The organism is Amycolatopsis ruanii (assembly GCF_003385175.1).
Classification (GTDB): Bacteria; Actinomycetota; Actinomycetes; order Mycobacteriales; family Pseudonocardiaceae; genus Amycolatopsis_E; species Amycolatopsis_E thermalba.
This window is the reverse complement of the sequence record NZ_PQHY01000146.1, coordinates 1-4573: the sequence shown is the minus strand read 5'-3', so window position 1 is coordinate 4573 and position 4573 is coordinate 1. Positions and strand designations below refer to the sequence as shown.

At 70.0% G+C, this 4573-nt stretch carries 4 protein-coding genes and 1 pseudogene; 2 read left to right on the top strand and 3 right to left on the bottom strand.

Features of this window, described 5'->3' with window-relative positions:
• Window positions 1-192 precede the first annotated feature (192 nt).
• The gene (locus tag D0D28_RS35060; protein WP_116115498.1) at window positions 193-804 is read right to left on the bottom strand and encodes a TetR family transcriptional regulator; all 612 of its coding nucleotides are present in this window, start codon (window positions 802-804) and stop codon (window positions 193-195) included.
• Between the two features lie 81 nt (window positions 805-885).
• Here D0D28_RS35060 and D0D28_RS35055 point away from each other — a divergent pair, with 81 nt between their 5' ends.
• The gene (locus D0D28_RS35055; protein ID WP_116115496.1) at window positions 886-2583 is read left to right on the top strand and encodes an AMP-dependent synthetase/ligase; all 1698 of its coding nucleotides are present in this window, start codon (window positions 886-888) and stop codon (window positions 2581-2583) included.
• A 236-nt stretch (window positions 2584-2819) separates the two neighbouring features.
• Here D0D28_RS35055 and D0D28_RS35050 read toward each other — a convergent pair whose 3' ends face one another.
• Window positions 2820-3707, bottom strand: a complete 888-nt coding sequence (locus tag D0D28_RS35050) for an oxygenase MpaB family protein (protein ID WP_116115494.1) — start codon at window positions 3705-3707, stop codon at window positions 2820-2822.
• A gap of 51 nt (window positions 3708-3758) precedes the next feature.
• Here D0D28_RS35050 and D0D28_RS35045 point away from each other — a divergent pair, with 51 nt between their 5' ends.
• A complete protein-coding gene (locus D0D28_RS35045) occupies window positions 3759-4433 on the top strand; it encodes a GntR family transcriptional regulator (protein WP_116115492.1) in 675 nt (224 codons plus the stop codon).
• Here the strand turns inward: D0D28_RS35045 and D0D28_RS35040 are convergent.
• Window positions 4430-4573: pseudogene (locus D0D28_RS35040) on the bottom strand (IS630 family transposase); the annotation flags it as partial. The gene D0D28_RS35045 and the pseudogene D0D28_RS35040 overlap by 4 nt on opposite strands.

Genomic DNA, 4573 nt, shown 5'->3' with positions numbered 1-4573 from the left:
ACTCCCCCTCCCGCACCCGATCCCCAGCCCACATCGGTTGCCGAGCAGCGGGGTCAAGGTACTCTTTCCAGCCTTGACGCCGCTTCTCGGCAACCGAACACTGAAAGATCGGGTCCGGGAGGGGCAGATCCGGGCGTAGCGAAGCGAAGCCGGCGCTTCCAGCCGCGCGCAGCGCAAACACGCGCGTAGCGCCTACACGTCCACCCCAACCCGAGCAGCCAACCCAGCGAAATGCTCCCCAAAAACCCGCTTCGCGCGCTTCCGCAACCGAGCCCGCCCAATTTCATCGGACCCCGCCAGCAGCCCGGTCCCGGCGACGAGCGTCCCCAGCACGTGCACCTCGTACCGCAGATCCAGTCCGCGCGGTAACTCCCCGTCCTCGACGGCCTCGGCCAGGTGCGCTTCCACCCGTTCGGCCCAGTCGCGGTAGCCCTCGCCGAACCCGCCTTCCCGCACCTGCCCGGGATCGTGCGACCAGAACGCGAGCCAGATCTGCCAGCAGCGGAACCGGACCTCGTCCAGCGGCAGCAGCGCGAGCGTCGCGGCCTCGGCGGCGGCCAGCCCGCGCTTGGAGCCGATCGCGGCGAGCACCCGCGCCGAGGCGACCGCCGCGTTGTGCCGCAGCACCGCGCCCATCAGCTCGGCCTTGTCGGCGAAGTAGTGGGTCACCGAACCGGTCGTCACGCCGGCTTCGGCGGCCACCGCGCGCAGGGTGGTGTCGTTGGGGCCGTGGGCGGCGACCAGCCGCCACGCCGCGTCGACAAGCTGGTCGCGCGACTGCGGATCGCGAATTCGCCGTGCCATCGTCCCGCACCCTCTTCCATAACCACTGTTACGTAACGCATGATACGTAACGCCGGTTATGCGAATCAACGAGGAGCGAGCATGGACCTTGCGCAGGAGTGTGCGGCGGAGGCCGCCAAGCTGACCGTCCCCGGGCTGCTGCGGCGGAATGCCGAACGGTTCGCCGGCGAGCCCGCGCTGACCACCGCCGCGGACACCGTCACCTGGTCGAACCTGCGGAACCAGGTTGCCGGGTTTGCGCACGGCCTGGCGCGGCTGGGTCTCGCGCCGGGCGAGCGCCTGCTGATCATGATGTCCAGCCGCCCCGAGCACTGGGTCACCGACCTCGCCGCCGCCCACCTGCGAGCGCTGCCGTGCACCGCCTACCACACGTTGAGCACCGAGCAGATCAGATATGTGGCACGGCATTCCGCCGCGACGGTCGTCGTCCTGGAGGGTGCCGCCGAGCTGGATCGGTGGCGCCCCGTCCTCGGTGATCTACCGGCGCTGCGGCACGTCGTGGTGCTGGAGGACGTCGAGCTGCCTGGGGACAGCCGGTTCGTGCACTGGGCGGACGTGCTGCGGCGCGGCACGGCGGCGCACCGGGCGGACCCGGCCGCCTTCGAGGGGTTCACCGACGCGATCGAGCCGCACGAGCCGGTCGGCATGATGTACACCTCGGGCACCACCGGCGATCCGAAGGGCGTCGTCCTGACGCACTACAACGTCATATATGAGGCCGTCGCGCTGGACCGGCTGGTGCCTATGGCCGACCACGCGCCGACGATCGCCTACCTGCCGCTCGCGCACATCGCCGAGCGGGAACTGGCGATCTATCGCGCGCTGTACAAGGCGTCGCACGTGCACATCTGCCCGGAGCCGGCGCAGGCGGTGACCACGCTCGCCCGGGTGCGGCCGCCGTCGTTCTTCGGAGTGCCGCGGGTGTGGGAGAAGCTGGCGGCCGCGCTGCAGGCGGCTTTCGCGGCGACGCCGGAGGACCAGCGCGGCGCGATCCTGACGCAGCTCGGTCTCGACGGGCTGCAGTGGCCGGGCAGCGGTTCGGCGCCGCTGCCCGCGCCGGTGCGGGAGTTCCTGGCGAGCGCGGGGATCGACGTGCACGAGGTGTGGGGGATGAGCGAGACCACCGGATGTGCCACGGCGAACATCCCGGGCGCGGCGAAGCCGGGGACGGTCGGGCGGCCGCTGCCCGGGGTCGGGCTGCGGATCGCCGGGGACGGCGAGATCTTCGTGCGCGGCCCGATCGTGTTCTCCGGGTACCTGCGGGCCGACGGCACGGTCGAGAAGGTGACCGACGCGGACGGCTGGCTCGCGACGGGGGACATCGGCAACCTCGACGAGGACGGCTACCTGACGATCACCGACCGCAAGAAGGAGCTGATCATCACCTCCAGCGGCAAGAACGTGGCGCCGACCAAGATCGAGGGGCTGCTGAAGGCGCACCCGCTGGTGGGGCACGCGGTCGCGGTCGGGGAGGGGCGGCCGTACCTGACGGCGCTGATCGCCCTGGACGAGGAGGCGGCCCCGGCCTGGGCGAAGGCGCGCGGGATCAGCGGGAGCCTCGCCTACCTGGCCGGCCACCCGACGGTGCGAGAGGAGATGTCGAAGCTCGTCGCGGCGGTGAACGGCCAACTGGCGCGCGCCGAGCAGATCAAGAAGCACTCCATCCTGCCCGAGGCGTGGTCCCCGGAGTCGGGCGAGCTGACGCCCACGCTGAAGCTGAAGCGCCGCGTACTGCACGACCGGTTCGCCCACGAGATCGAGGCGCTGTACCGGGACTGAGCGCGGTGGCCGAGGATGCGGTGGGGTGGCCGCTGGTTCGCAGGGCCGCTGGTGGAGTTGAGTCACTCAGGAATCCGGGAAGCGCCTCCCGGAACTGCCCGACCTCGTCCCGAGGTCGAGGACGCCTGCCCACTCGTACCTGATATATGCCGGAAGCGGCTCCCAGTCCCGCGAGCCGCTTCCGGCATACAGGTCACATGTGACCGGCCAGGCCGCCTGCGCGCGGCTACCGAATCTCAGCGCGCACGGCGCCGCAGCAGGGCTGGGTCGATGTCCGCCGGTGGTTCGGGTGCTCCGAGGTCCGACGGTGAGTACCCCTTCGGGTAGCCGGGGTAGCTGCGGACCTTCGAGTTCAGCAGCTTCGACTTCCGGCGCGGCGGCAGCAGCCGCACCACCGCGGCCCGCGCGCGGAGTCCCGCCCGCGCCGCGCGGTCCACCCACGCCGGGCTCGGGCGGAACCCGAACGCCGCGAGCATCCGGTCGTCGAGCAGGCTCTTGGCGCCCATCGCCACCGCCGGGCGCAGGGGCTTCGGAAACCACACGCAGAACAGGTCCAGCGTGTACCGCCCGATCCGGTGATTGTCCGGCGAATATACGAAGTTCGCCTCCTCGTAGGCGTCCTTGAACTTGCGGAACGCGTCGAAGTCGCCGGGGATGTCCTTGATCCCCATCCGCCTGCCGACCTCCCGGAAGTAGAAGTACGCCGCCTGGCGCTCGTTCTCGTGCAGCGGCCGCCAGCCGAACGAGTCGATCCAGTCGATCGGGTCGTAGACGAACGTCGACAGCACGTACAGCATGTCGTCGTTGCTGATGCGGTACCGGCCGTGCATCCGGTTCACCGTGCTCAGCGCCTCCCGCCCGCGCGGCGAGTCGTACCCGTGCTCCGCCAGCTCCGCCATCAGCACGGCCGTGTCGTCATAGCGCTTCTGCGGCCGTTTCTCGAACTCGCCCGTCGCCGCGAGCAGGTGTGAGATGCTCGGGACGCAGTACGTGCGGAACAGCGCGAACTCCAGGGCCCGCTGGTAGTCCCACGGGAACTCGAAGCCGATGGAGATGCGGTAGATCTCCTGGTGGTCCCGCTCGGGGTCGCACCGCTCGATCCGGCGCAGCCAGTATCCGGTCATCGCCAGCCTCCTCGTTATCCAATATCCTATATCTGACAGAAGGAGGGCAAGATGCCGCGATCCGGTCTCACCCGCCGGCCCCAGCTGGCCGACGAGGTGGCCGCGCACCTGCGCAACATGATCACGTCGGGTGAGGTCCGCGCGGGGGAGTTCCTGCGGCTGGACCAGATCGCGGCGGACCTCGGGGTGAGCGTGACCCCGGTGCGCGAGGCGCTGGCCGCGCTGCGCGGGGAGGACATGGTCGAGCTCGAACCGCGCCGCGGGTACGTGGTGCAGCCACTGTCGCGACAGGACGTCGAGGACATGTTCGCGGTCCAGTCCGATCTCGCGTGCACGCTGGTCGGCCGCGCCACGCTCCGGCTCACGGCCGAGGACGTGCAGCGGTTCACGGCGATCAACGACGACCTCCTCCGCGCCGCCGAGGCCGCCGACGCCGCGGAGCTGGAGCGGCTGGAGTACGAGTTCCACCGCGCGATCAACCTCGTCGCCCAGTCGCGCAAGCTGTCCTGGCTGCTGCGCAACGTCTCGGTGTACCTGCCGCAGCACTTCTACTCCACGGATGCCGAGTGGCGCTTCGGAGCCGTCCGCTCGCACAAGAAGCTCCTGCGGGCGCTGCACCGGGGCGACGTCGAAGCCGCGATGGCCGAGACCCGCAAGCACGTCCTGGACAGCGGCGCCCGGCTCATCGCGCACCTGGAGGAGATCGGGATGTGGTCGCAGGACTAGTGTCCTGAGTCCCTAATTCGCGTGCAGTAGCGTGCGATGGAGTCAAGGATCTGGTCGGCGGTCTTGGTCCAGACGTAGGGCCGTGGTTCGTTGTTCCAGGTCTCGATCCATGCGCGGATGTCGCGATTGAGCGCGTGGAC

What these genes read in the sequence shown, in the direction of transcription:
- D0D28_RS35055 (WP_116115496.1), top strand. Translation starts at nt 886, where the DNA reads ATGGACCTTGCGCAGGAGTGTGCGGCGGAGGCCGCCAAGCTGACCGTC.
- D0D28_RS35060 (WP_116115498.1), bottom strand. Translation starts at nt 804, where the DNA reads ATGGCACGGCGAATTCGCGATCCGCAGTCGCGCGACCAGCTTGTCGAC.
- D0D28_RS35050 (WP_116115494.1), bottom strand. Translation starts at nt 3,707, where the DNA reads ATGACCGGATACTGGCTGCGCCGGATCGAGCGGTGCGACCCCGAGCGG.
- D0D28_RS35045 (WP_116115492.1), top strand. Translation starts at nt 3,759, where the DNA reads ATGCCGCGATCCGGTCTCACCCGCCGGCCCCAGCTGGCCGACGAGGTG.